The sequence below is a fragment of the Aeromicrobium sp. CTD01-1L150 genome, from assembly GCF_041951745.1.
Classification (GTDB): Bacteria; Actinomycetota; Actinomycetes; order Propionibacteriales; family Nocardioidaceae; genus Aeromicrobium.
Window position 1 is genome coordinate 3,245,069 of the sequence record NZ_CP169555.1, and the last position, 21,105, is coordinate 3,266,173.

20 protein-coding genes are annotated in these 21,105 nt (G+C 68.9%); 10 read left to right on the plus strand and 10 right to left on the minus strand.

The window, feature by feature from the left end; genetic code table 11:
* The first annotated feature begins 30 nt into the window (after positions 1 to 30).
* Genes cysT through ACEVFP_RS16090 form a run of 3 tightly spaced genes read left to right on the plus strand, consistent with a single transcriptional unit; the run spans position 31 to position 2,684 of the window.
* Entirely contained in the window at positions 31 to 879 is an 849-nt protein-coding gene (gene cysT, locus ACEVFP_RS16080) for a sulfate ABC transporter permease subunit CysT (RefSeq protein WP_375000453.1), read from the plus strand.
* On the plus strand, positions 872 to 1,702 hold the full coding sequence (locus tag ACEVFP_RS16085) for a sulfate ABC transporter permease (RefSeq protein WP_375000454.1): 831 nt from the start codon (positions 872 to 874) through the stop codon (positions 1,700 to 1,702). Before cysT ends, ACEVFP_RS16085 begins: the two co-directional genes overlap by 8 nt.
* 13 nt (positions 1,703 to 1,715) lie before the next feature.
* Complete coding sequence (locus tag ACEVFP_RS16090) at positions 1,716 to 2,684, plus strand: sulfate/molybdate ABC transporter ATP-binding protein (protein ID WP_375000455.1); 969 nt, start codon at positions 1,716 to 1,718, stop codon at positions 2,682 to 2,684.
* A 101-nt stretch (positions 2,685 to 2,785) separates the two neighbouring features.
* Here ACEVFP_RS16090 and ACEVFP_RS16095 read toward each other — a convergent pair whose 3' ends face one another.
* Positions 2,786 to 3,442 (minus strand): TetR/AcrR family transcriptional regulator, encoded by a 657-nt coding sequence (locus tag ACEVFP_RS16095; RefSeq protein WP_375000456.1) that lies wholly within the window; start codon positions 3,440 to 3,442, stop codon positions 2,786 to 2,788.
* A gap of 57 nt (positions 3,443 to 3,499) precedes the next feature.
* Between ACEVFP_RS16095 and ACEVFP_RS16100 the strand changes: the two genes are divergently transcribed.
* Positions 3,500 to 5,440, plus strand: a complete 1,941-nt coding sequence (locus tag ACEVFP_RS16100) for a sodium:solute symporter (RefSeq protein ID WP_375000457.1) — start codon at positions 3,500 to 3,502, stop codon at positions 5,438 to 5,440.
* 22 nt (positions 5,441 to 5,462) lie between these two features.
* On the opposite strand, the gene ACEVFP_RS16105 is transcribed toward ACEVFP_RS16100, so the two are convergent.
* The 3 genes from ACEVFP_RS16105 to ACEVFP_RS16115 form a co-directional block, all read right to left on the minus strand.
* The gene (locus ACEVFP_RS16105) at positions 5,463 to 6,224 is read right to left on the minus strand and encodes an isocitrate lyase/phosphoenolpyruvate mutase family protein (protein WP_375000458.1); all 762 of its coding nucleotides are present in this window, start codon (positions 6,222 to 6,224) and stop codon (positions 5,463 to 5,465) included.
* Between the two features lie 50 nt (positions 6,225 to 6,274).
* A complete protein-coding gene (locus ACEVFP_RS16110; protein WP_375000459.1) occupies positions 6,275 to 7,474 on the minus strand; it encodes an MFS transporter in 1,200 nt (399 codons plus the stop codon).
* A gap of 137 nt (positions 7,475 to 7,611) precedes the next feature.
* Positions 7,612 to 8,220, minus strand: coding sequence for a TetR/AcrR family transcriptional regulator (locus ACEVFP_RS16115; protein WP_375000460.1), 609 nt, complete (start codon positions 8,218 to 8,220; stop codon positions 7,612 to 7,614).
* A 140-nt stretch (positions 8,221 to 8,360) separates the two neighbouring features.
* On the opposite strand from ACEVFP_RS16115, the gene ACEVFP_RS16120 reads away from it, so the two are divergent.
* From ACEVFP_RS16120 to ACEVFP_RS16130, 3 genes are read left to right on the plus strand one after another with little or no spacing between them, the layout of a single operon-like run.
* A complete protein-coding gene (locus ACEVFP_RS16120; protein ID WP_375000461.1) occupies positions 8,361 to 9,155 on the plus strand; it encodes an SDR family NAD(P)-dependent oxidoreductase in 795 nt (264 codons plus the stop codon).
* A 1-nt stretch (position 9,156) separates the two neighbouring features.
* On the plus strand, positions 9,157 to 10,284 hold the full coding sequence (locus ACEVFP_RS16125) for a DUF5938 domain-containing protein (protein ID WP_375000462.1): 1,128 nt from the start codon (positions 9,157 to 9,159) through the stop codon (positions 10,282 to 10,284).
* 1 nt (position 10,285) lies between these two features.
* A complete protein-coding gene (locus ACEVFP_RS16130) occupies positions 10,286 to 11,815 on the plus strand; it encodes a long-chain fatty acid--CoA ligase (RefSeq protein ID WP_375000463.1) in 1,530 nt (509 codons plus the stop codon).
* Positions 11,816 to 11,872: 57 nt separating this feature from the next.
* On the opposite strand, the gene ACEVFP_RS16135 is transcribed toward ACEVFP_RS16130, so the two are convergent.
* A complete protein-coding gene (locus tag ACEVFP_RS16135) occupies positions 11,873 to 14,089 on the minus strand; it encodes an NADP-dependent isocitrate dehydrogenase (RefSeq protein ID WP_375000464.1) in 2,217 nt (738 codons plus the stop codon).
* A gap of 150 nt (positions 14,090 to 14,239) precedes the next feature.
* Between ACEVFP_RS16135 and aqpZ the strand changes: the two genes are divergently transcribed.
* Positions 14,240 to 14,938, plus strand: a complete 699-nt coding sequence (gene aqpZ / locus ACEVFP_RS16140; protein ID WP_375000465.1) for an aquaporin Z — start codon at positions 14,240 to 14,242, stop codon at positions 14,936 to 14,938.
* A 71-nt stretch (positions 14,939 to 15,009) separates the two neighbouring features.
* Here aqpZ and ACEVFP_RS16145 read toward each other — a convergent pair whose 3' ends face one another.
* Together ACEVFP_RS16145 and ACEVFP_RS16150 are read right to left on the minus strand one after the other, a co-directional pair.
* Positions 15,010 to 15,384, minus strand: coding sequence for a DoxX family protein (locus ACEVFP_RS16145; RefSeq protein ID WP_375000466.1), 375 nt, complete (start codon positions 15,382 to 15,384; stop codon positions 15,010 to 15,012).
* Positions 15,385 to 15,391: 7 nt separating this feature from the next.
* On the minus strand, positions 15,392 to 15,985 hold the full coding sequence (locus tag ACEVFP_RS16150) for a peroxiredoxin-like family protein (protein WP_375000467.1): 594 nt from the start codon (positions 15,983 to 15,985) through the stop codon (positions 15,392 to 15,394).
* Between the two features lie 45 nt (positions 15,986 to 16,030).
* Between ACEVFP_RS16150 and ACEVFP_RS16155 the strand changes: the two genes are divergently transcribed.
* Positions 16,031 to 16,546, plus strand: a complete 516-nt coding sequence (locus ACEVFP_RS16155; RefSeq protein ID WP_375000468.1) for a MarR family transcriptional regulator — start codon at positions 16,031 to 16,033, stop codon at positions 16,544 to 16,546.
* Between the two features lie 63 nt (positions 16,547 to 16,609).
* Positions 16,610 to 17,629 carry a malate dehydrogenase gene (locus ACEVFP_RS16160; RefSeq protein WP_375003856.1) on the plus strand — a complete coding sequence of 340 codons (1,020 nt, stop codon included), beginning with the start codon at positions 16,610 to 16,612 and terminating at the stop codon, positions 17,627 to 17,629.
* Positions 17,630 to 17,778: 149 nt separating this feature from the next.
* On the opposite strand, the gene ACEVFP_RS16165 is transcribed toward ACEVFP_RS16160, so the two are convergent.
* The 3 genes from ACEVFP_RS16165 to ACEVFP_RS16175 form a co-directional block, all read right to left on the minus strand.
* A complete protein-coding gene (locus tag ACEVFP_RS16165) occupies positions 17,779 to 18,063 on the minus strand; it encodes a DUF3017 domain-containing protein (RefSeq protein ID WP_375000469.1) in 285 nt (94 codons plus the stop codon).
* Positions 18,060 to 18,917 (minus strand): bifunctional methylenetetrahydrofolate dehydrogenase/methenyltetrahydrofolate cyclohydrolase, encoded by an 858-nt coding sequence (locus ACEVFP_RS16170; protein ID WP_375000471.1) that lies wholly within the window; start codon positions 18,915 to 18,917, stop codon positions 18,060 to 18,062. Before ACEVFP_RS16170 ends, ACEVFP_RS16165 begins: the two co-directional genes overlap by 4 nt.
* Before the next feature lie 235 nt (positions 18,918 to 19,152).
* Entirely contained in the window at positions 19,153 to 21,039 is a 1,887-nt protein-coding gene (locus tag ACEVFP_RS16175) for a CocE/NonD family hydrolase (protein ID WP_375000472.1), read from the minus strand.
* Positions 21,040 to 21,105 lie beyond the last annotated feature (66 nt).

Genomic DNA, 21,105 nt, shown 5'->3' on the forward strand with positions numbered 1-21,105 from the left:
CGGAGGAACCATCACCGTGAGCACCCCTGCATGAGCGCCACACCCACGACCGCAGGCGAGACCGACCGACGCGGCCACGCCCGCCTGCCGTACACCCTGACCACCACCTCAGGCATCGGACTCGGCGTCACGATGCTGTGGTTCAGCCTGCTCGTGCTCATTCCCCTCACCGCCGTCCTCATCACGGCTTCCGAGGGCGGATGGGGCAACTTCTACCGAGCCATCACCAACGGCCAGAACCTCTACGCCATCCGGGTCACGCTCGTCTCGGCGACCGTGGTGACCATCATCAACGTGTTCATTGGCACCGCGATCGCCTGGGTCCTGGTGCGCGACCGGTTCCCCGGCAAGGCCGCTCTCGAGCTGGTCATCGACGTACCGTTCGCGCTGCCCACCATCGTGGCCGGCCTCGTGCTGCTGTCGCTCTACGGCAACGACGACGGTCCGTTGGGCATCAACGTCGCCAACAGCGGCACGTCGGTCTACCTCGCGTTCCTGTTCGTGACCCTGCCGTTCGTGGTGCGGATGGTCCAGCCGGTGCTGGAGCAGCTCGACGCCGAGGTCGAGGAGGCTGCCGCCTCGCTGGGCGCCAGCAGGGCCACCACGTTCCGACGTGTCATCCTGCCCAGCCTCGCCCCCGCCATCGCGGCCGGAGCGGCACTGGCGTTCGCCCGCGGGGTCGGTGAGTACGGCTCGCTCGTGCTGCTGTCGGGCAACCTTCCCTTTGAGTCCGAGGTCGCCTCGGTACGGATCCTGAGCGCCATCGAGAACGACAACGCTGCCGCCGCCTCGTCCATCGCGGCGCTGCTGCTGGTGGTCTCCCTGCTCGTGATCATCCTGCTCGACGTTCTGCAGCGGCGGGTGTCCCCCCGTGCCTGAGACCCGTCTGCGCACGCCCCAGGGCAAGGGCTGGTTCGTCTACGTGCTGCGAACCGTCGTCATCGTCTACCTGGTGCTGCTCGTGGTCTGGCCGGTCTCCCTCGTCGCGACGAACGCGTTCGCGGGCGGCCTGGATGCCTTCCGTGGCCTGTTCGAGGACCCCGGCATGGTGCACGCGCTGCAGCTCACCGCGTTCGCGGCCGTCGTCGCCACCGCCATCAACACCGTCTTCGGCATCAGCATGTCCCTGCTGCTGGTGCGCACGCACTTCCCGGGCAAGCGGTTCCTCAACGCCCTGCTGGACCTGCCGCTGTCCGTCTCGCCGATCGTCGTCGGCCTGGCCCTCGTGCTCGTCTACGGCCGCAACGGCTGGTACGGCGCCACGGGCGCCGACGAGGCCTTCCAGATCATCTTCTCCACGCCCGGGATCATCATGGCGACGGCCTTCGTCGCCCTGCCCCTGGTGATCCGTGAGGTCGTGCCGGTCCTGCACGAGCTCGGCACAGAGCAGGAGCAGGCCGCACGCAGCCTGGGCGCCAACGGCTGGCAGACGTTCTGGCGCATCACGCTCCCGGGCATCCGGTGGGCGATCATCTACGGCGTCGTGCTCACCCTGGCTCGCTCTCTCGGTGAGTTCGGTGCCGTGAAGGTGGTCTCCGGGAACGTGCTGGGACAGACCCGCACCGCGACCCTCGCCGTCGAGGAGAAGTACCTCAACTTCGACCAGCAGGGCGCCTATGCCGTCGCCTTCCTGCTGGCGAGCATCTCAGTCATCTGCATCATCGTCGTCTCGATCCTGCGTGCCCGCGCGGCACGCCACTGAAAGGCACCTCCGTATGAGCATCGAAGTGTCCGGAGTCAGCAAGCGGTTCGGCGACTTCGTCGTCCTCGACGACGTCGACCTCAGCATCCCCACGGGCCAGCTGACCGCGCTGCTCGGTCCGTCCGGCGGCGGCAAGACGACGCTGCTACGGATCATCGCGGGTCTGGAGCAGACCGACACCGGGTCGGTGGTCATCGAGGGCAAGGATGCCACGGCCCTGCCGGTGCAGAAGCGCAACGTGGGGTTCGTCTTCCAGCACTACGCGGCCTTCAAGCATCTCAACGTGGCGCGCAACGTGGCCTTCGGGCTGGAGATCCGCAAGCGTCCCAAGGCCGAGATCAGGGCCAAGGTGAACGAGCTGCTTGAGCTCGTGCACCTGACGCAGTTCGCCCATCGGCTCCCCGCCCAGCTCTCCGGCGGCCAGCGCCAGCGCATGGCGCTCGCGCGGGCCCTGGCCATCGAGCCCACCGTCCTGCTGCTGGACGAGCCGTTCGGTGCGCTCGACGCCCAGGTCCGCAAGGAGCTCCGCGACTGGCTGCGTCGTCTCCACGACGAGATGCACGTGACCACGGTGTTCGTGACGCACGACCAGGAGGAGGCCCTGGAGGTGGCTGACTCGATCGTGGTCATCAACGAGGGTCGCATCGAGCAGGTCGGCACTCCGGACGACCTGTACGACCGGCCGGCAAGTGACTTCGTGCTCAGCTTCCTCGGCCCCGTCACCACCCTCGGGGACCGGCTCATCCGCCCGCACGACATCGAGATCTCCCGCTACGAGCAGGCCGCCACCGCGGTCGGGACGATCACCCGGTGGACACGCATCGGCTTCGAGATCCGGCTGGAGGTCACCCCTGAGGGACCGGGAGCGCACCCGCCCGTTCAGGTGGTCGTCACCCGGGCCGAGGCGACGGCTCTCGGCCTGCATGAGGGTGACCGCGTCTGGCTGCGTCCAGCGGTCGGCGCGGACACCGTGGCGAGCTGAGCGGCACCTTCCAGCAGAGGCGGTCCGGGCCATATGTGGCCGCGATGCGGACCGACGTGTGCGGTGGCTCCAGGAGCCGGCCCGCGCGTTGACCACCGGCGTCAACCATGGCGCCCGCCCCGAGCCTCGAGGCCCCCAATGAGCAGTCCGACGACCTGGGTCGCCAGGTCGGCAAGCTCCGCATCACTCTGACCCTCGACGTTGCGGAACCACAGGTCCACGCCGTTCAAGCTGCTCAGGAGGGTGCGCGCGGCCAGGGACGGGTCGACTGCACGCAGCGACCCGTCCGCGATCCCGTCCGCGACCACGTCCCGGAACAGCTGCTCGTAGCCGCGCCGGTGCTCGTTCAACGCGTCGAGTGCGTCACGCTGCCTGATCTTGAGCTCCACCGAGTCCTTGGCGCGCACGCCTTGGTGGACCACGTGGTGATAGGCGAGGTCGCTCATCAGGTTGTGCAGGTGCGCGACCGACATCGCCACGAGCCGCTCCCGGCCGTCCTCGCTCCCCTCCGTATGCGGCTGCACTCGATCGCGGACCCGGCGCATGCCTTCCTCGTAGACCGCGAGGAAGAGATCGAACTTGGAACGGAAGTGGTAGTAGATCAGCCCCTTGGTGGCCCCCAGGTCAGCGGCAATGTCGTCGATCGTCGTGCTGCGAAATCCCTGCCGCATGAACGCCACTGCTGCCGCGTCGAGGATCCTGACCCGGGCCACGGCCCGGGGATCGACCGTATCCGCGTCGTCTGTCGAAGGACTCAACCGTTGCTCCTCACCGCTGGTTGACGATGTGCCGAGAGTCACATCATACTCAGTAGTATGAGTGTCTCAGTCGGATTGATCATCGTCTACTTCCTCGTCATGATCGGCATCGGCATGTGGGCGAGAGCGCGCGTCCACAACTCGCGGGACTTCCTCGTCGCGGGCCAGACCCTGGGCTTCCTCGTCATGGCGGTCGGGACCTTCTCCTCGATCCAGAGCGGGTTCGGGATGATCGGTCACACCGGTCAGGCATACGCCGTCGGGCTCGAGGCTCTGGTGGGCGCGGCCCTGTTCGTGCCACTGGCCTTCGCCCTGTCGTGGTTCCTGCTCGGCAGCCGGCTGTACCGGCTCGCCCGCCAGCACGACGTGTTCTCCGTGCCCGACGTCATCAAGCTCCGCTTTCCCGGGCGCTCGGCTCACGTGACGATGTCGATCGCGATGTTCGTCGGCTCGGTCGCCTACATGACCGCCCAGGTAACTGCGATGGGCGTGATCATCGCCCTGATCTTCGGCACCAGCACCACGACCGGTGCGATCGTCGGCTCGCTCATCGTGACGATCTACACGATCGTCGGCGGCATGCTCGCTGGCGCCTGGACGGACTTCATCCAGGGCCTGCTGATGATCGTGATGTCGCTCGGCGTCTTCGTCGTCGCCACCAACACCCTCGGCGGATGGGGGTCGATGCTGGAGACCATCGCCGCGTCCGACGTCGGCTTCCTGCGTCTGGACGGGCCCGCCGGCGGACAACCTCTCACCTTCGTCTACACGTTCGCGATGCTCGCGATCCTCGGCGCAGCAGCCCAGCCGCAGCTGATCACCAAGTTCCTGATGCTGCGCTCGCACACGGAGCTCAAGTGGGGCGCCTTCGTCGCGGCGGTGGCCTACGCGGTCACGACGCTGTTCGCGATCAGCATCGGCCTCGCGAGCCGCGGCCTGACCATGCAGGGCCGCGCGCCCGACCTGGTCGCGAGCCCGGGTGGACAGGACAGCACGTCCACGTGGTTCCTCGACACCATGGTCTCGCCGTGGTTCGCCGGGTTCGTGCTCGCCGGCCTGCTCGCTGCGATCATGTCGAGCGCCAACTCCTTCATCGCCGTCGGCGCCTCCGCCCTGATGAGGGACCTGCCGAGTGCCTTCGGGCGTGAGGTGCGACGCGAGCTGCTGTGGGCACGCGTGGCCAGCACGGTGGTCGTCGTCTGCGCCCTCCTCTTCGCCCTCTACCTGGCCCAGGTGGTGTTCCTGCTCGGCGCGATCGGCTGGGCGGCGTTCGCGGCGGCCATCTTCGGACCGCTCGTCCTCGGTCTGTACTGGAAGCGAGCCACCGCCCTTGCCACGTCGGTCGCGGTCGCCTACGGCATCGTGGCGAACCTCGCCCTCACGCTGCTGACCTCCGAGGAGATCATCACGCTGCCGGCGTACTTCTCCTACGGCGGCGCGATCATCACCTCCGGCATCGTCCTGTTCATCGCGGTCTCGCTGCTGGCTCCATCACAGGGTTCTGCCGAGCACTTCGACCGGCTGCTGGAGGCGCCCCGTGAGTCGAACGGCCGCATCGACCGGCTGGTGATGGCCTGCCTGGTCATCCTGACCGTTGCCACAGCAGGCATGGTGCTCGACTGGTGGCAGCCGGTCTACTACGCGATCCCGGTCAGCGTGACCCTGTTCATGTTCCTGGGTGCACTCAACACCGCCAACCAGTGGTCATCGTCCGGCGTTGCGCAGATCTGCACGTTCGGCTGCGTGATGCTGCTCGGCTTCGTGGCCGCTCACGCCACGCTGGACAGCTCCGGGACGCTGGGCGGGCTGCCCACGGCCACAGCCATCTTCTTCTACCTGGTCTGGCCGTTCACCGCCGTGGCGGCGCCGCTGGTGTTCACCTCGGTCTACCACTCGTGGCTGAGCCGGGACCTGATCGAGGTGGACGCGGCCGCCCAGCGGCGCTCGTCCACACCGGCGACGACCGTCGCGGGCACCGCGGAGGACGCCGGCCGCTGACGGGACGGCGCGGCCCGGTCGTTCACACCCAAGGGCGGACGAGGTCCTGCACGGCGGCCGTCAGCTCGGCCTGCAGCAGCGGCCCGTAGGTGATGCGGCGGACACCGGCAGCGCGGAGCTCCTCAAGGGACCCCGACGGAGCCCCCGTCCGTGGGTTGGCGGTGACGTTGAGCGGCACGCTCACCGCGTCGAGCAACGTCCGCAGCGTCGCGGCGTCGGGGATCTTCACGGGGTAGACGCTGCGGGCTCCGGCCTCCTCGCACGCCCGGATACGCGCGACGGCCTCGCCCACCGGGTCGTCGAAACGCTCGCGGCCGTGCAGCAGGGCGTCGGTGCGGGCGTTGATGACTAGGGCGATGCCGGCAGCATCGGCAGCGGCACGCAACTCGCCGATGTAGTCGGCGTGCTCCTGCATGCCCCGGATCCGGCCCTCGCTGTGCACGGTGTCCTCCACGTTGATCCCCACGGCCCCGGCATCGAGCACGCGCTCCACGAGCTCGGCGGCCGGAGTGTCGTAGCCGGACTCGACGTCGGCGGTGACCGGCACGTCGACCGCGGCTGTGATGCGCGCGATGCCCTCCAGTGCGTCGGCCAGGCTCATCTGCTCACCGTCGGCCTGACCGCGGGAGTCCGCGAGCGGGTGGCTGCCGACGCTCAGGGCCTGGAAACCGGTATCGGTCACGGCCCGGGCCGACCAGGCGTCCCACACGGTCGGGAGCACGAGCGTCGAGCCTCGGTGGTGAAGGTCCAGCAGCGTGCGGGCGCGATCGGCGATGTCAGTCATGCGACCAGCCTCCCGTCCAGCGTCCACCCTCGGCAACTCGTGGGTGCTTCTCACCGTGCGCGCTGGTGGCGCGCCTGGGCGGCGAGACCGGACAGGAAGATCAGTAGGCCGAGGAGGGCGAGCCCTGCGCCGACCAGGCTGGCGGCCCGGTAGCCGTGTCCACTGGCGATGACGACGCCACCCATCCATGCGCCCAGACCGTTGGCGACGTTGAGGGCTGAGTGGTTCAACGCGGCGCCAAGCATCTGCGCGTCCCCCGCGGCGCTCATCAGCCGGACCTGCAGCGTGACCGCGAGGACCGAGCCGAGCACACCGATCATGAAGACCAGCACGGCCGAAGGCACCGCGAACGGCGCCACCCCGAAGAAGACGACCAGGCACCCCACGAGGGCGACGAATCCGAGCACGACGGCGCGCTGCACGTCCCAGTCGGCGAGCACCCCGGCCAGCCACGTGCCGGCCACCGACCCGACACCGAAGGCCAGCAGGAACAGCGGCACCGCCGAGCTGCGCAGTCCCGCGACATCGGTGACCAGGGGCGAGATGTAGGAGTACATGGCAAAGATGCCGCCGAAGCCGATCATCCCGGCCGACAACGCATACAGCACCTGCGGACGAGCGAGCGCCGTGAGCTCACTGCGCACCGTCGCGGCACGGTTGCCCGGCTGGTGCGGCACGAAGGCGAACAGCAGGGCCACGGTCACGACGGTGAGCGCCAGCACCAGCCAGTAGGCACTGCGCCAGCCCAGCGCCTGACCGAGCCACGTCGCAGCCGGGACACCGGCGACGGTCGCCACCGAGAGCCCGAGCATGACTCCGCTGACCGCGCGGCCACGGCGTGCCGGGGCGACGAGCGAGGCAGCCAGCAGCGACGCCACACCGAAGTAGGCACCGTGGGGCAGCCCGGACAGGAAGCGGGCGAACAGCACCGCCTCGTATCCGCTGGACAGGGCCGTCACGGCATTGCCGACGCCGAGAGCGACGATCAGCGCCGCGGCCAGCTCACGCCGCGGCAGCCGGGCGCCGAGCGAGACGATGAGCGGCGCACCCACCACCACCCCGAGGGCGTAGGAGCTGATGATGTGACCGGTGCGCGGGATGGTCTCCCCGATCCCCTCGGCGATCTCGGGGAGCAGGCCCATCGTCACGAACTCGGTGGTGCCGATCGCGAAGCCACCCAGCGCCAGGGCCACGATGGCCAGGCCCACGTGGGGCGTGCTGGGTCCACGAACCACGGGCCGGGTCTTCACGGGTGTGCGCACCCTCCGGTCAAGCCACGACAGGCGCGGTCCATTCCCTCACCCAGCCGTGAACATGCTCACGCCGCCCCCCATCACCGCCTCGTATCTCCAGTCCTGGGCTGCGCCCACCTCCGGGCCGAGCCCGGTCAGCGCACCAGTCGCGGCAGCACCGCTCGTACGCGTTCGGTGAGGGCCGCCGCGGCCTGCGTCAGGTCGTCGACGCGCGCCACGAGCGCCTGCTCGAAGAGGCCGTCCACGACGGCGTAGGCGGTGGGAGCGTCCACCACGACCTCGGTGTCGTTGAGCTCGGCGAAGCGCGACACGATGCGCCACGTCATGTCCTCGAGGAGCTGGTCGATCTGGCGGACGTCGGCGCGCAACCCGGGCTCGAACATGCTCTGGGTGCGTAGGTCGTACCAGAGACGGTGCAGCCCGGCGTCCTCGATGAGCGTGCGGCCCATGATCGAGACGATCCCGTCGGCCAGCTCCTCGGCCGTCGACGCCCGCTCGACCGTCTCGTCGTAGCGGCGTGAGCAGATCGTCTTGTAGTGACGGACGCAGTACGTGATCAGCTCGGTCTTGTCCTGGAAGTAGTAGTGGACGACACCGTGGCTGAACGGCGAGTTCGTGGCGATCTCACGCAGGCTCGTCCGGGCGTACCCGAGCTCGCCGAGCGTCTTGAGGGCCGACTCGGCCAGCTCCAGCCGCCGCTGCTCGACCTTGTCGATGCGTGACGTCTGCACGGTTGCGGACATGAGCCCTCCTCGGTGGTCCGATCTCAGAGTACCCAGCCCCGGGTTCAAAGTCTTGACGACTGTCCAGAAAAGTCTTGACAAGTGTCAAGATCACCGAGAGTGTGGTCCGCATCACGCCTCAGACACAAGGAGCGATCAACATGAGTGGACTGGATCTCAGCGGGCGAAGAGCTCTCGTGACCGGTGGAGCCCAGGGACTGGGCCAAGGAATGGCCGCCGCCCTGGCGGCGGCCGGAGCGCGGGTGATGATCTCCGACGTCCAGCAGGACGCCGGGCGCGCCGCCGCGCAGGAGCTGGGCGACCAGCACGGCTTCGTGGAGCACGACGTCACCGACGAGACGAGCTGGCAGAACGCCGTCGCGACGACCGTCAGCACGCTCGGAGGACTGGACATCCTGGTCAACAACGCCGGGATCGAGATCACCAGCCTGGTCACCGACGTCAAGCCCGATGACGTGCGCCGCACGCTCGAGGTCAACGTCCTCGGCACCACGCTCGGGCTGAAGCACGGACTGCTGGCGATGCGTCCGGGCGGCGCCGCGGGCGCCGGCGGCTCGATCATCAACGTCTCCTCGGTGGCGGCGACGATCGCGTTCCCGGGCATCGCGGTCTACTCGGCCACCAAGTCCGCCGTGGACCGTCTGACCAGGGTCGCCGCCATGGAGGCGGGCAAGCTCGGCCACGGCGTTCGGGTCAACTGCGTCTATCCGGGCCTGGTGCCCACGGCCATGGGGGCCGGACTGGCCAACGACGTCGCAGAGCTCGGGCTCTTCGAGTCCCCCGAGGCAGCGGTCGGCGCGGTCGTCGACCTCACCCCGGCCGGACGCCTCGGCGACGTGACGGACATGGCCGATGCGGTCGTGTTCCTGGCATCGGACTCAGCACGATTCATCACCGGGGCCGGCCTGCCGGTCGACGGCGGAATGGGGATGTGACATGACGAACAAACCAGTAGTCGTCTACGGAGCCTCCGGATACACCGGGCGCCTGGTGTGTGAGTACCTGCGGCAGTACCGCGTGCCGTTCATCGCGGCGGGTCGCAGCGAGGACACCCTGCGCGACTCGTTGGAGTCCCACGTCCCCGGCATCGAGACCGCCGAGCACGAGATCGTCGCCGTCCAGCACGACGTCGCCTCCCTCACCGAGCTCTTCACCGGAGCCTCGGTCGTGCTCAACACCGTCGGCCCGTTCAGCACGCTCGGTCCCGAGGTCGTGCAGGCATGCCTGGCCGCCGGGGTCCACTACACCGACACGACCGGCGAGCAGGACTGGCTCATCACCTGCGAGGAGGAGTACGGCGCCGACTTCGCCTCTGCCGGCCTGCTGCTCTCCCCCGGGATCGCCCAGATGTACACGATCGGGGAGATCGCCGCCGAGCTCTGCCTCGAGACGCCGGGACTGGACACCCTGGACATCGCCGTGTTCTGGGGAGGCAGCCCGACGATCGCCTCCACCCGCACCATCCTGGTGAACGCCGCCACCTCGACCGCTCACTACCTGGAGCAGAACGAGTACACGGCCTTCGACCCGGAGCAAGGCCTCGTGCCCCTGGTGGTGCCGGGCCAGCACGAGCTCGCACTGTCGCTGCCGTGGGGTGGAACCTCCCATCCGGTGTGGTTCAAGCGGGACCCGCGCGTCGCCAACTGCAAGGCACAGGGCGGGGTCTTCGACGCGGCCCTGATGCACGGTGTCCCGCAGATCGTGGCCGGTGCGCTGGAGGCCACCCAGGACATGAACACCGACGATCGCGACGCGGCGCTCACCGAGACCGCGCGACAGGTCATGAGCGTCATGCCCCCACGGGAGAACCCGCGGGTGAACAAGTCGCTTGACTCCGTCCACGCCTCGGGGCCGCTCGGCCGGGCGCACTGCGTGATCCACGGGAACAGCAACTACCAGCAGACTGGTCTGTTGCAGGCCTACGCGGCGTACTCGCTGATCCAGGCCCCGCCCCGACGGGTCGGATTCGCCAGCGGGTGCCAGGCCTTCGGTCACCGCGAGCTGCTGGGCGTCCTGCGGTCGTTCGGTCTGGTCGCCGAGCCTCGTCTGACCGTCCACGGCTGACATGCGCCTCGTCGAGTACCTGGACAAGGGGGCCTCGATCGCCCCGGACGCCCCCTGCCTCACGACCGACGGGGTGTCGTTGACCTACCGGGAGGTCGACGACCTGACCGACCGCATCGCCGGCGCCCTCGCGGGCGCCGGCGTGCGGCCGGGCGCCAAGGTCGCCATCGTCTCGGCCAACGATCCGGTGGCCTTCACGTGCGTGCTGGGCATCAGTCGCGCCGGCGCCATCTGGTGCCCGATCAACCCGCGCAACGAGGCCGACGAGAACCGCGAGATCCTCGATCGTTTCGACTGCGAGGTCGTGATCTACCAGGAGTCTTTCGGCCCGCTCGTCGATGCCATCGCCCCCGACCTCGACCAGGTCCACACCTGGGTGTGCCTGGACGGACCCCGGGCGAGCCACCTCGGGTGGGATGACTTCCTGGCCGCGTCCGACACCGAGCACCCCGTGGACCGGAACGCACCAGAGGGCCTCGCCATGATCGTCGGGACCGGGGGGACGACCGGGCGGCCCAAGGGGGTCGTGCTGGCCGAGCGCAACCTCGAGGCCATGACGGCCCTGACCCTGATGGGGTACCCGATCGGTCCGCGACCGGTCTACCTCGCCGTCGCTCCCCTGACCCATGCGGCGGGGGTGCTGTGCTTCCCGATCCTCGCCAGCGGCGGGGAGATCGTGATCATGCGCTCGCCGGACGTGCCGCACCTCCTCGAGGTCGTCGAGCGGCACGCCGTGACGCACCTGTTCCTGCCACCGACACTCATCTACATGCTCCTCGACGCCCCGGAGCTGGAGACCGCTGACCTCAGCACGCTGCGCTGCTTCTGGTACGGAGCCGCTCCGATGTCCGTGGCCCGCCTGCAGGAGGCACTGGAGCGCATCGGCCCGGTCATGGCCCAGCTGTTCGGACAGACCGAGGCGCCCATGATGATCTCGATGCTGCCACCGGAGGAACACTTCGCCGACGACGGCAGCATCGCGACGTCCCGCCTCTCCTCGGCCGGACGACCCGCGCCGTTGGTCACCGTCGCGATCATGGACGAGCACGGAACGGTGCTGGGCCCGGGCGAACGTGGCGAGATCGTCATCCGTGGCTCACTGGTGATGAACGGCTACTACCGGGACCCGGAGGCGACCGCGGCCGCCTCGGCCCACGGCTGGCACCACACCGGCGACATCGGCTACCTGGACGAGGAGAACTACCTCTACATCGTGGACCGTGCCAAGGACATGATCATCACCGGTGGATTCAACGTCTACTCCGCCGAGGTGGAGCAGGCTCTCATGGAGCACGAGGCCGTGCAGGACTGTGCTGTCATCGGCCGGCCCGACGACCGGTGGGGGGAGCGGGTCGTCGCCGTCGTACAGGCCCGCGCAGGCCGAGCGATCGACCCCGCGGAGCTGACCGCCTTCGTCAAGGCGGCCATCGGCAGCGTGAAGACCCCGAAGGAGATCCACGTCTGGGACGACCTCCCGCGATCCAAGGTCGGCAAGGTGGTCAAGCCCGAGGTGAAGACACGTCTGGGCTGAGAGCCTCCGGCCGGTGCAGGCCGGTGGGGCACCGGACTGCACCGGCCGGGGCCTGCCTCAGACCGAGAGCGTGTCCAGCACGCCGTTGAGCGTGCTGGAAGGACGCATGACGGCCGTGGCCTTGTCGCCGGACGGACGGAAGTAGCCACCGATGTCCGCCGGCGAACCCTGCACGGCAAGCAGCTCGTCGACGATGGTCTGCTCGTCTGCGCGCAGCGTGGAGGCGACATCGGCGAACGCCGCAGCGAGCTCGGCGTCCTCACTCTGCTGAGCCAGCTCCTCGGCCCAGTAGAGCGCGAGGTAGAAGTGGCTGCCGCGGTTGTCGATCGTGCCCAGCTTGCGGCCCGGGGAGCGGTTCTCCTGCAGGAACGTCCCCGTGGCACGGTCCAGCGTGTCGGCCAGGATCTGCGCCCGCGCGTTGCCGGCCGTCGTGGCCAGGTGCTCAAAGCTCGCCGCGAGGGCGAAGAACTCGCCGAGGCTGTCCCAGCGCAGGTAGTTCTCCTTGACCAGCTGCTGCACGTGCTTGGGCGCGGAGCCGCCGGCCCCGGTCTCGAACAGCCCACCGCCGTTGATGAGCGGGACGATCGAGAGCATCTTGGCGCTGGTGCCGAGCTCCAGGATGGGGAACAGGTCCGTGTTGTAGTCACGCAGCACGTTGCCGGTCACGCTGATGGTGTCCTCGCCCTTACGGAGACGCTCGATCGAGTACTTCGTGGCCTCGGCGGGCGGCAGGATCTCGATCGTCAGTCCGTCGGTGTCATGTTCGGGGAGGTACCGCTTCACCTTGGCGATCAGGTTCGCATCGTGTGCCCGGGACTCATCGAGCCAGAAGACGGCCGGCGCGCCCGAGGCACGCGCGCGGGTGACGGCGAGCTTGACCCAGTCACGGATCGGGACGTCCTTGGTCTGGCAGGCCCGCCAGATGTCACCCGGCTGCACCTCGTGCTCCAGGAGCACGGCGCCGGAGCCGTCCACGACCTGCACGGTGCCGGCCGAGGCGATCTCGAACGTCTTGTCGTGGCTGCCGTACTCCTCTGCCTTCTGCGCCATGAGACCGACGTTGGGCACCGAACCCATCGTCGTGGGGTCGAAGGCGCCGTGGGCACGGCAGTCCTCGATGACCGCCTGGTAGACGCCGGCGTAGCTGGAGTCCGGGATGACGGCCAGGGCGTCGGCCTGCCCGCCGTCCGGGCCCCACATCTGCCCCGACGTGCGGATCATGGCCGGCATCGAGGCGTCGATGATCACGTCACTCGGGACGTGCAGGTTGGTGACGCCGTTGTCGGAGTCGACCATGGCGAGCTCGGGGCCGTCGGCGATGGCCGCATCGAACGCGGCCCGGATCTCGGCACCGTTGGGCAGCTCCTTCAGACCGGTGAAGATCGACGCCAGTCCGTCGCTCGGGCTCAGGCCGGCGGCAGCGAGGTCGTCCCCGAAACGCTCGAAGACGTCGGCGAAGAAGACCTTGACGACGTGGCCGAAGATGATCGGGTCGGAGACCTTCATCATCGTCGCCTTGAGGTGGACCGAGAACAGGATGCCCTCGTCCTTGGCGCGCTGCACCTGGGCGGCGAGGAACTCATCGAGTGCCGCCGCGCGCAGGACGCTGGCGTCGACGACCTCCTGGTCGAGCACGCCGAAGGCTTCCTTGAGCACCGTGGTGCTGCCGTCGGTCGCGACGTGCCGGATGGTCAGCTGGTCGTCCCCCTCGATGACGACGGACGACTCGTTGCTGAAGAAGTCATCGGCACCCATCGTCGCGACGTTCGTCCTGGAGTCCGCGCTCCAGGCACCCATCGAGTGCGGGTTGGTGCGGGCGTAGTTCTTGACCGCGGCCGGAGCTCGACGGTCGGAGTTGCCCTGTCGCAGGACGGGGTTGACCGCGCTGCCCTTGACCGTGTCGTACCGGGCCCGCGCGTCCCGCTCCTCCTCGGTGGCGGGGCTCTCGGGATAGTCGGGCAGGTCGTAGCCCTGCTCCTGAAGCTCCTTGATCGCCGCCTTCAGCTGCGGGGTGGAGGCACTGATGTTCGGCAGCTTGATGATGTTCGCATCGGGCTCGTCGGCCAGGGCACCGAGCTCGGCGAGCGCGTCGTCGATGCGCTGGGTCTCGCTGAGCCGGTCGCCGAACTGCGCGATGATCCGTCCCGCCAGGGAGATGTCGCGGGTCTCGACCTCGACACCTGCCGTGGACGCGTAGGCCTCGATGACCGGGAGGAACGAGTACGTCGCCAGCAGCGGCGCCTCGTCGGTGTGGGTGTAGATGATCTTGGCCATGCGGCCACTCCTCGATGTCGGCCGGAAATCTCTCGACCTCAAGATATCGGTTGCTGCGCCGGCACGTCCCGGAGGTCTATCCTGACTCACATCCGGGGAAGGGTCGCGCCCCACCACACCAGTTGCGACCCTCACAAGAGGAGATCGAGCATGACCGCACCCACCACGACTGCCCGGCTCGGCGCCGAGACCGTCGGCACCTTCATCCTGGTCCTCGGAGGCTGCGGCACCGCCGTGCTCGCCGGGGAGTACGTCGGCTTCGCCGGGGTCGCCCTCGCGTTCGGGCTCACCGTCGTCGCCGGCGCCTACGCCTTCGGGCACATCTCCGGCGGCCACTTCAACCCCGCAGTCACCGTCGGGCTCGCCACCGCAGGACGCTTCGCCTGGAAGGACCTGCCCGGCTACGTCGTCGCACAGGTCGTCGGCGCCACCATCGCCGGCGCCGTGCTGCTGTTCATCGCCTCGGGCACGTCCGGCTTCGATGCCGTCGAGTCCGGCTTCGCGAGCAACGGCTACGGGGACCGTTCACCCGGCGGCTACGGCCTGGGCGCGGTACTGGTCACCGAGGTGATCCTGACGGCCATCTTCCTGTACGTCATCCTCGGCGCGTCGGCCAAGCGGGCCGCCGTGGGGTTCTCCGGGATCACCATCGGCCTGACACTGACCCTCATCCACCTGGTGAGCATCCCGGTCAGCAACACGTCGGTGAACCCCGCACGCTCCCTCGGCGTCGCCTGGTTCGCCGGTGGTGACGCGCTGCTCCAGGTCTGGGTGTTCATCCTCGCCCCGGTCGTGGGCGCCGCGATCGCCGGACTCACCCACGCCGTCATCGTCGGCGAGAAGGAGTGAGCGGACCGGTGGGTAGCGCTTGAGCGCCGTCCACGGTCCCGATGAGATTGGCTCGACCACGGTCCGACGGATCAATACGCCGCGACGCCAACTGTCAGCGCCGCGATCGTCACGGTGAGGAAGGTTCCAGCGACCATGGCTCCGCCACGGTAGTCACGGGCCAGCAGGTGAGTGTGAACGGCGCAGACCCAGAACAACAGCAACCCGATCGCGGCAGCGACGCCGACCGTCGACATCCCTGCGAGGCCGGCGACCAGACCCGCCGCACCGGTCGTCTTGAGCGTGCCGATGGGAAACCTGCTCCACGACACGGGAACACCCAGTTCCGCCATCCGCGCGTCGAGCCGCTCCACCACTGCCCGCGGCCGGAGCAGTGCGACAACTCCGGAGAACCCGTTCGCCACCGCAGCCACGGCCGTCACGACCAGGTACGACGTGTGCTCCATCCTGGCTCTACCGCGAGTCGGTCGTCGCGGTCGCGGCGAGGTGCAGCAGCTCGTCCACCGCCCATTGGTCGTTGGCATGTCTGCCGTACTTGGCGGCGCGCACCAAGCCGTCGGGGGTGATGAGGAACTCCGCGGGCAGCCCTGACATCGAGCCACCACGGATGTGGAACGGCCTGGAGCCCGGATCACGCAGCTCACGCAGCGCCACCCTCCATGATTGGAGACGAAGTGGCGCGGCCCAGGCGGCGGGGCTCAGGAGCGCCCTCGGTGACACCTCGACGCCGAACTCGTCGTACAACATTCTCCTCGGATCAGCGATCGCTGCGAACGGCACGTCACCCTGGTGCGGCAGCATCGCGCTGACCTCGGAGTGGAAGACCACGAGCTCGCGGACACCGGCAGCCTCGATCTCCTCCAACCGGGCCGCGACCCTGCGAAGATGCAGGTTGCAGATCGGGCACGCAGCGAACCGCCGAAACTGCAGGTGAGTCACACCGACAGGATCGAGCAGCTCGACGTTCGTCCCGGCGATCGTCGTCAGCGTCCGGCCCGCGACCCTGTCACCCGCCTTGAGCCGGCGCGGTTGCTTCTGGGCTTCCATGAGCGCACCTATAGTCTGGTCGGGATCATCTGAGGTGGATGTTATATGAGAACCATATTATCTGGGAACGATCGAAAACGCCACCGATCGGCGACGACCCTCATCAAGCAGTCGCTGCGCGACCTGCGCAGTCAGCTCGCCATGCTCAACCAGCAGGTCAGCGCCAAGGTCGCCATGAAGGGCCCCGACCTGGACTGCTTCGACGTGATCGGACGTCACGGCCCAATCACACCGTCGGAGCTTTCACGTCGGACCGGCATCCACCCGGCCACGTTGACCGGCGTACTCGACCGGCTCGAACGGGGACACTGGATCAGTCGGCTCCGGGACGCCGACGCTGCCGACCGTCGTACGGTCCGCGTCCACGCGCTCACCGAGCGAAATCGAGAGCTGATCGGCCACTACTCACCCATGAGCACCGCCATGGACCAGGTCTGTGCGGACTACACCGCTGACCAGCTCGAGCTGATCGGGGAGTTCCTGCGGCGCGCCACCGAGGCAGGGGCAACTGCCACAGATGAGCTGTTCGCATCTCGTCAGCCGGGCCCGCCGCAGGAGTGATCGTGCCCGACAAGTCTGGTTGGCCGGTTGCACCCCCAGCCATGCGGTCGGCTACGTTCTGTGGTGCACCCAGCGTCGTCCTCAAGGAGCACCCTCGTGAGCACCCCCGTCAAGGTCGCCGTCACCGGCGCCGCCGGCCAGATCGGCTACAGCCTCCTCTTCCGCATCGCCAGCGGAGCACTGCTCGGGCCAGACACTCCCGTGCAGCTGCGTCTGCTCGAGATCACGCCCGCGCTCAAGGCGCTCGAGGGCGTCGTGATGGAGCTCGACGACTGCGCCTTCGGCACCCTCGACTCCGTCGAGATCGGTGACGACGCGAACCAGATCTTCGACGGCGCCAACCTGGCACTTCTCGTGGGCGCTCGCCCACGCACCAAGGGCATGGAGCGCGGCGACCTGCTCGAGGCCAACGGGGCCATCTTCACCGCCCAGGGCAAGGCGCTCAACGAGGTCGCCGACGACGACATCCGCATCGGCGTCACCGGCAACCCCGCCAACACCAACGCCCTCATCGCCATGAGCAACGCTCCCGACATCCCCCGCGAGCGCTTCAGCGCCCTCACCCGCCTGGACCACAACCGTGCCCTGAGCCAGCTGGCGGCCAAGACGGGTGCCAAGGTCACCGACATCCGCAAGCTCACGATCTGGGGCAACCACTCCGCCACCCAGTACCCGGACATCTTCCACGCCGAGATCAACGGCCAGAACGCTGCGGAGGTCGTGGACGACCAGCAGTGGATCGAGGACGACTTCATCCCCACCGTCGCCAAGCGCGGCGCTGCCATCATCGAGGCCCGCGGTGCGTCCTCGGCCGCGTCGGCTGCCTCCGCCACGATCGATGCCGCCCGCGACTGGCTGCAGGGCTCGCCCGAAGGTGACTGGGCCTCCATGGCCGTCGTCTCCGACGGCTCGTACGGCATCCCCGAGGGACTCATCTACTCCTACCCCGTCACCACCAGCAACGGCGACTGGGAGATCGTCCAGGGCCTTCAGATCGACGACTTCAGCCGCACCAAGATGGACGCCACGGCCGCCGAGCTCACCGAGGAGCGCGACGCCGTCAAGGAGCTCGGCCTCATCTGAGACCTCGCCACCCACGCGGCGAGCCAGCACCACCCGATTCGTGAGCCCCGGCACCCAATCGTGACTCGTTTGGGTGCCGGGGCTCACGAATCGGGAGACCTAGCCCGGCGGACTGCACCATGCCTCAGGCCGGCGGACTCTGCCCAGCCTCAGGCCGGCGGGCCGGGCGGCACGACGATGCTCAGCACCACCAGGCTCGCCCCGAGCGTCGTCGTCCAGAAGACGTCGAAGACCTTGCCGCGCACCCGCAGCATGCCCACGTGCCGCTGCGGCACCACCACCCGGGCGATCGATCCTGCCAGGAACGATGCCCCGACCACGAGCACACCGAGGCGCCACGAACCGACGGCGACAAGCCCCAGGCCCACCGCCACCCCCACGAGCAGGAGCAGGTAGATCTGCGAACCGCGGCTGCGCGGTACGAGCGGTCTCACGAGCCGACGCGCTTCTCGGCTTCGTCGACGACATTGCTCAGCAGCATCGCCCGGGTCATCGGGCCGACACCGCCGGGGTTCGGGGCGACCCAACCGGCGACGTCGTGCACGTCCGGCGCGAGGTCACCGACGATCTTGCCGTCCGCATCACGACTCACGCCGACATCCAGCAGCGCGGCCCCCGGCTTGACCATGTCCGCCGTGATGATGCCCGGCACACCGGCCGCCGCCACCACGATGTCGGCTCGACGCACCTCGGCCGCCAGGTCACGCGTGCCGGTGTGGCACAACGTCACCGTGGCGTTCTCCGAGCGGCGCGTCAACAACAGGCCGAGCGGACGCCCCACCGTCACGCCACGTCCCACGACCACCACGTTCGCCCCGGCGATCCGGACGTCGTGACGCCGCAGCAGGTCCACGATGCCGCGCGGCGTGCAGGGCAGGGGTGCCTCCCGCCCGAGCACCAGCCACCCGAGGTTGGTCGGATGCAGGCCGTCGGCATCCTTGGCCGGGTCGATCCGGCCGATGACGGCATTCTCATCGAGCCCACGGGGCAACGGCAGCTGCACGATGTAGAGGGTGCACGCCGGGTCGGCGTTCAGCTCATCGACGGCCGCCTCGACGTCGGCCTGCGAGGCCGTGGCCGGCAGGTCGATGCGGATCGACTCCAGACCCACCTCGGCACAGTCGCGGTGCTTGGCCCCGACGTACCACTGGCTGCCCGGGTCATCACCCACGAGGATCGTGCCGAGCCCGGGCACGAAGTCCTGTTCAGCCAGCCGCGCCACGCGCGCCGTCAGGTCGGTCTTGATCGCGGCCGCGGTGGCCTTGCCGTCGAGGATCTGCGCCGTCACGGCCCACAGTCTTCCACGCGTTCGAGCCCGGCGGGGGTGCCGGGCCGTGGGCGGCAAACGGAACCGCGGGGGCACCGGGCCGCAGGCGGCACCCGAGTCCAAGATCACCACCACCGGCCCACCCACTCGACCAGAGACCGACCAGGCCCCCGGCGGGGGTGCCGGGCCGTGGGCGGCAAACGGAACCGCGGGGGTGCCGGGCCATGGGCGGCAAACAGCACAGGATGCCGGGCCGTCAGTGCTGGACGGGCAGCGTGAGCACGCTCGGGGCGACGGCGTTGGTCTGGATCCGGTACACCCCGCCCAGCAGGTCCAGCAGCTTGGTCGGCGGCGGGAGCAGGTGTGGGATGTCCGACGTCTGGACGAGCAGTCTCAGCCGGTGTCCGGGCCGGATCGTCGTGTACGCCGGCCGTAGCTCGATGTCGTGACGGGTTACCTCGCCCGGTCGTACCCGCTCCTGCGCCTGCTTGGTGTGTGGGTGGAAGGGCAGCTGGTACGTCCCGTCCGCACCCGGCCAGCTCTTGTCCTCATCGATCGCCCGGTCCGATCCGAGCAACGCGCCGGCGGTGACGTCGGTGACCTTGCCGTCGGGGTCGACGTCCTGCAGCGTCACGACGAACATCGTCTCCGGTCGGTTGGAGACGGCCTGCAACGACAGTCCGATCGGGCCGGAGAGCACGAGTTCCTCATCGAGCGGGTCGGTGTCGAAGTGCGAGTCCCCCGGCCTCGGCGACGTCAGGGAGGGAGCCTGCTTGCACGCCTCGTAGACGTCACGCAGGGCGCCGGCGGCCCACTGGTTGAGGGATCGTTGGCAGGTCAGCGTCAACGGCTTCCAGACCACCTCCGTCGACGACTTCTCCTCATCGGGGACCGTGGGGGCGAGGCCCTGGTCCGACTGCAGGTACCAGGCTTGCTGGGGGGCGGTCTCCGTCGGGTACCGCGCGACGTCGCGTCGCTGGCCCGTGGTGCTGTCGACGACGTGCAGCGGTGTCTGGGTGTCGGTGATCTGGGTGTCGCGGCCCTTGAGCCAGTGGTCGAACCACTGGAGCTGGAGCCGATCCATGTCCTGGCCCTCACCCGGGTTCCCGTGGTCCCACGGACCGAACATCAGCTGGTAGCGCGGCGTGACCGCCTGGTCGGCGGCCATGGGTGCGTGGACGTCGCGTCCGGCCCATGCGTTCTGCAGGCCGCTGTAGAGCAGCGGCGCACCCCGCTGGAACACGTCGTACTGCCCGCCGACGATGTAGGCCGGGATGTCGTTCTCGACGATCTTGTCGAGCACCCGCTGGGGAGCCCGCTCCTGCCAGTAGGCGCCGTCGCGGGTCCGTTCGCCCTGCAGCAGGACGTGCAGCCCCGTGGTGAGCTCGAAGGGGATGCCGGCGAGGCCGTGCTCGACCGACAGGCGCAGGGCGTCGAGCGGGTCGGCGGGGCCACGCTCGGCGAGCGGGGTGAGGGTACGCAGCCCGAAGTAGCCCGCGATGAGACCGAGGCTGGACTCCATGTTGACGATCCCGCCCGCGCTGAACAGGTCACGGAAGGGATCGACGGACGCCACGATCGGGAAGATCGCCTTGAGCGGCGAGTCGGGTCCGACCTCGGCCGCGGTGAAGAGCTGGTTGATGCCGAGGTAGGAGCCGCCCAGCGTGCCGACCTTGCCGTTGCTGCCCTCCACCTGGGCGGCCCACTCCACGAGCGCCGCACCGTCCTCGGCCTCCTGCTGACCGAACAGCTGGGACCGGCCCTCGGATCCTCCCGTGCCGGCCACGTCGACGATGACGCCGATGTAGCCACGCTTGACGAGCGCCGGGTTCACGGCGCCGACACCGGTCTCACCCAGCGTCTTGCTGTACGGCGTCTGCACGAGGATCACGGGGAACGGGCCGTCCGCCGCAGTGGTCGTGCCCTTGAGCACGGGCCGGTGGATGGCCGCACGCAGCACCCGGCCGTCCTCCATCGTCACGGGGATGTCGCTGGTGACATCGATGTCGTACAGCTCAGGTCCGAGATCCCCACCAGAGACCGACGGCACGGGCGCTGACGGGAGGGTGGCCTGCGCCGGGGCCACGAGGTGCAGCGGTACGGCGAGCGCGGCGATGACGGCGCTGAGGAGAAGGCGGCGCATAGAGTCTCCCTCGTGTCCGGGTGAGCACCGATAAAATTGAGACGAACGTACAGATTTCTCCGGAGG